Raw genomic sequence first — 3,763 nt, forward strand, 5'->3', positions numbered from 1 at the left:
GAAATACGGCCGGGCGGGCAAGTACCCGGTCTACCTCTCGACCAAGAACACCATTCTCAAGGTCTATGATGGCCGGTTCAAGGACCTGTTCCAGAAGGTCTACGAGGAGGAGTTCGAGGCGAAGTTCAAGGCGCTCGGCCTCACCTACGAGCACCGCCTGATCGACGACATGGTCGCCTCGTGCCTCAAGTGGTCGGGCGGTTACGTCTGGGCCTGCAAGAACTACGACGGCGACGTGCAGTCCGATACGGCCGCGCAGGGCTTCGGCTCCCTCGGCCTGATGACCTCGGTGCTGATGACGCCGGACGGCCAGACCGTGGAGGCCGAGGCCGCCCACGGCACCGTCACCCGCCACTATCGCGAGCACCAGAAGGGCCGCGAGACCTCGACCAACTCGATCGCGTCGATCTTCGCCTGGACCCGCGGCCTGTCGCACCGGGCCAAGCTCGACGGCAACGACGATCTCGCCAAGTTCTCCGCGACCCTGGAGAAGGTCTGCGTCGACACGGTCGAGGCGGGTCACATGACCAAGGACCTCGCGCTCCTGGTCGGCCCCGATCAGAAGTGGCTCTCGACCACCGGCTTCCTCGACAAGGTCGACCAGAACCTGAAGACGGCGATGGGCGCCTGAACTCCGGACGAAGAGCGGCGGGCGTCCTCCGGGACGCCCGCCGTTTCGTATGGGCGGTCCGCCGGCGACCGCTTCACGCCCCGCCTGCGCGCTCCTGCGGGCTGGTCTCGGCCAGGGCCCGGGCGACCTCGAGAAGCAGGAGGTCGATGGCGGCCCGCATCAGCGGGTCTCCGACCGTGTCGACGAGTTCGCGCACCCGCAGGCACTGTGCGGCGAGCGCGTCCAGGGCCACATCCTTGCTGTCGAACATCATCCTCAAGCCACCAGGTAAGCGGGTTCGGAAACCAGGACCGAGTTGCTGTCGCCGCGGACCGCGCGCAGCTTGGCGAGGGTTCGGGCATCGAACCGGGCGGTGGCCGCCATGATCTCCTCGCCGGCGATCTGAACCGGCAGGCCAAGGGGCTGCGGGCGGAAATGCAGCTGGATCACGTGGATCATGTAGAGGGTCGGCATCTGCAGCAGCAGGCTGTTGACCCCGTGGGCGAGCCCCCATTCGACGATGCCGGTGAGCAGCGCGATCGAGACCGGGTTGACCACACGGCCCTTCGCGCGGTGCGAGCGCGCCACGCCCTGGCGGGTCCATTCCCAGATCTGCGGGCCGACCGGCCGCTCGACCTCGCAGAGCTGAGGCAGGACATCGGACAGAAGATGCGGGCGCGTTGTCGGCAGCAGCCGGCTGTAGCCGATGACGGCGTCGCCCTCCATGGCGAGGAAGTGGACTGCATGCGGCGTGTCGAACTGGTCGATCTCCCGGCCATCCGGGCGGGCGAGTTCGGTCCAGCCTTTCTCTGCCACGAAGATGTCGTGGCGCAGGCGCCAGGCCTGCTCCATCGCATCGGCGTAGCGATGCGCGTTGGCGGGGGTGACGATATGGATCACGAAGTAACCTCACGTTGGATTGACGTGGGTTTTCTTCGTTTCGCGAAGACCTGGGTACTACGAGAAACCGTAGGGTTTGCGTGCGTGAGCGCCCACCGGTCCAAGACCTTGCCGGGCCCGAGCGGGTCGCGCTCGCGCGCGCTCCGGAGCCGACCGTGCCGGCCCTACGTGATCAGGCCGGCACGCAGCGCCTGCGCCACGGTGTGGGCGCGGTTGACGGTATCGAGCTTCGCCCGCGCCGAGCGCAGATGGTAGTCGACCCCGGCTGCCGTGATGCCCATGACCATACCGATCTCGACATCGGTCTTGCCCTCGGCCGCCCATTGGAGGGCCTCGCGCTCCCGCGGCGAGAGACGCACCGGCGCCTGCGCGGAGGGGCGGCTGTTCATCAGCAGGAGCTGGCCGACCGCGTAGGTCGCCACCAAATTGACCGCGACGCGCTCGGCCGGATCGATCTCGATCCGATCCCCGGACACGCTGATCCCGCCCGGCTCGCCATCGAGGGTCACGAACGGGATCGTGATGCCGGCGCGGATACCGAATTCGCCGGCCTCGTTCATGATGCGGCTCGCAATCGGCGTGTCCGGCGGCACGGTGCTCCAGTCGAAGGGCGTCGCGCTGGTGCAGAGCCGCCGGACCGTGGGATCATGGAGCGCGTAGCCCCGCGTCACGTACCGGCGTGCCCACCCCTCCGGCATGGTGCTCGTGAGGACGAATCCGGCATGCCGCCGCGTCGGCAGGCCGGGCGTCGGAACGATCCCGGCCATCACGTACGACACCCCGTAGCGGGTGAAGGCGTCGACCAGCAATCGCGCGATCTCGTCGGGCGCCGCAGCCCGCTCCAGATCGCGCAACACGCTGAAGGTCCTGTCCAGGTGCTTCGAATGCGGCATGCCCGATCTCAACGTTGGTGCACGCATTGCGACAAATGATACATCGAGCGCAACCTGAGGATGGCATCGCCGACGCTGAAAGGCTAGGGTGGCGGCGGAAAGCTCTGCCGTTTGAATCGGTCCAGCGGGCAGAACGCGAGTTTCAACGGGATGACAGACGACGTGACCCCGCCGACGACGCGCTGGCTTCTGGAACGGATCGCAGTCACGCTGAACGTCTGCCCGACCTATTTCCTGCAGAACGATCGGCTCGCAGCGACAGAGCAGGATCAGATTGACGAGCAATCCGCCGAGGCCGCCGCCTTGTTCCGGGCGATCAAGTCACCGGCACGCCGCGACGCGGTCCTGAAGCTCCTGCGCGAGATGACACGCGAGACCTGACGGCGCGCGGCGCTCGTCTCCCGGTCTCCGCGCCGGCCTCATGCCGCCACGAGGAGCGCGGCCCCGGCCACCCCCGAGAGGACGAGGCGCATCCGGCCGAGCCAGAGCGGAACGAGGCCGCGGCGGGGCAGATCCTGATCGATCAGCCCCCAGGCGAGAACCAGGGCGCCGAGGATGCGCAGATCCCAGGGTGCAGGCGCCGCCATTGCCGCCCAGGCCACCAGGGACGGCACGATGGCCACGAGATAGTCGCCGTTGCCGGCATTGCGCGCCGCGGCCGCGCCCCAGCGGATCCCGCCCAGGAACGAGGCGATCACCGCACCGTAGGCGGAGAGGATGGTGCGCGGCGACAGGCCGATGCTGCTCAGGCCGCCATCGGTACCGGAGACCGCGAGGGCCGCAAATCCCAGGAAGGGAATGAGGCCGGCAATGCCGAGGACGATGGCGCTCAGCGGGACAGAGTTCCGGTGCGCCATCCATCCTCCGGGCATCGGCAAGGGTTGGCGACCCGCGCGATCCGACCGCGGTCGATGCCGCCCCGCCGGAGCGTTCCCGCATCGCGGCACGGCGGTCAAGGTCGGCGCGGCTGCGGCGCCGGCTTCAGGAAAGCCGTCAGCCCCGGCGGGGCGAGGCCGTGGACGGCACCGCGCTGGGCAAAGGCGCCCCGAGCAGCGACATCGGCGGGCTGGCGGGAGCCTTCGACGCCGGCGGCTCGTTCACCGCCGCGTCAATCTTTCGCGGCTTGAAGTTGGCCGCGAGGCTCTTCGCGCTGGCGAGATCGGCGGGACTCAGCTTGTTGGCCACGTCGTCGCGCTTCTTGCCGGCATCGTCGTCGCCCTGGCTCGCCGCGGCCGAGAACCACGCGTAGGATTGGATCAGGTCCTGCGTCAGGCCGAGGCCGCGGGCATAGAGAACGCCGAGATTGTACTGGCTGTCGCGGACGCCGAATTCGGCTCCCGGCGGAACCACGAGCCGCGAC

6 protein-coding genes and 1 pseudogene are annotated in these 3,763 nt (G+C 68.5%); 2 read left to right on the forward strand and 5 right to left on the reverse strand.

Annotation, left to right across the window (positions count from 1 at the left end):
- On the forward strand, positions 1–631 hold a 631-nt coding region (locus tag I53_RS02055; protein ID WP_043346114.1), incomplete at its 5' end, for an NADP-dependent isocitrate dehydrogenase.
- Between the two features lie 73 nt (positions 632–704).
- Here I53_RS02055 and I53_RS02060 read toward each other — a convergent pair.
- From I53_RS02060 to I53_RS02070, 3 genes are all read right to left on the reverse strand, one after another.
- A complete protein-coding gene (locus I53_RS02060; protein ID WP_043346115.1) occupies positions 705–884 on the reverse strand; it encodes a hypothetical protein in 180 nt (59 codons plus the stop codon).
- A gap of 2 nt (positions 885–886) precedes the next feature.
- Positions 887–1,510, reverse strand: a complete 624-nt coding sequence (locus I53_RS02065) for an acyl-homoserine-lactone synthase (RefSeq protein WP_043346116.1) — start codon at positions 1,508–1,510, stop codon at positions 887–889.
- A 164-nt stretch (positions 1,511–1,674) separates the two neighbouring features.
- Positions 1,675–2,367: an autoinducer binding domain-containing protein gene (locus I53_RS02070; RefSeq protein ID WP_251982188.1), complete on the reverse strand. Its 693-nt coding sequence runs from the start codon at positions 2,365–2,367 to the stop codon at positions 1,675–1,677.
- 186 nt (positions 2,368–2,553) lie between these two features.
- On the opposite strand from I53_RS02070, the gene I53_RS02075 reads away from it, so the two are divergent.
- Entirely contained in the window at positions 2,554–2,784 is a 231-nt protein-coding gene (locus tag I53_RS02075) for a hypothetical protein (RefSeq protein WP_043346122.1), read from the forward strand.
- 38 nt (positions 2,785–2,822) lie between these two features.
- Here I53_RS02075 and I53_RS02080 read toward each other — a convergent pair whose 3' ends face one another.
- Positions 2,823–3,260, reverse strand: a complete 438-nt coding sequence (locus tag I53_RS02080) for a DUF3429 domain-containing protein (RefSeq protein ID WP_043346119.1) — start codon at positions 3,258–3,260, stop codon at positions 2,823–2,825.
- 136 nt (positions 3,261–3,396) lie between these two features.
- A pseudogene (locus tag I53_RS02085) lies at positions 3,397–3,763 on the reverse strand (hypothetical protein); the annotation flags it as partial.

This window comes from Methylobacterium sp. B1 (assembly GCF_000333255.1).
GTDB classification, from domain to species: Bacteria; Pseudomonadota; Alphaproteobacteria; order Rhizobiales; family Beijerinckiaceae; genus Methylobacterium; species Methylobacterium fujisawaense.

Bases quoted from the DNA above. Each gene is read 5' to 3' on its own strand.
- I53_RS02060 (WP_043346115.1), bottom strand. From the start codon at position 884: ATGATGTTCGACAGCAAGGATGTGGCCCTGGACGCGCTCGCCGCACAG.
- I53_RS02075 (WP_043346122.1), top strand. From the start codon at position 2,554: ATGACAGACGACGTGACCCCGCCGACGACGCGCTGGCTTCTGGAACGG.
- I53_RS02080 (WP_043346119.1), bottom strand. From the start codon at position 3,260: ATGGCGCACCGGAACTCTGTCCCGCTGAGCGCCATCGTCCTCGGCATT.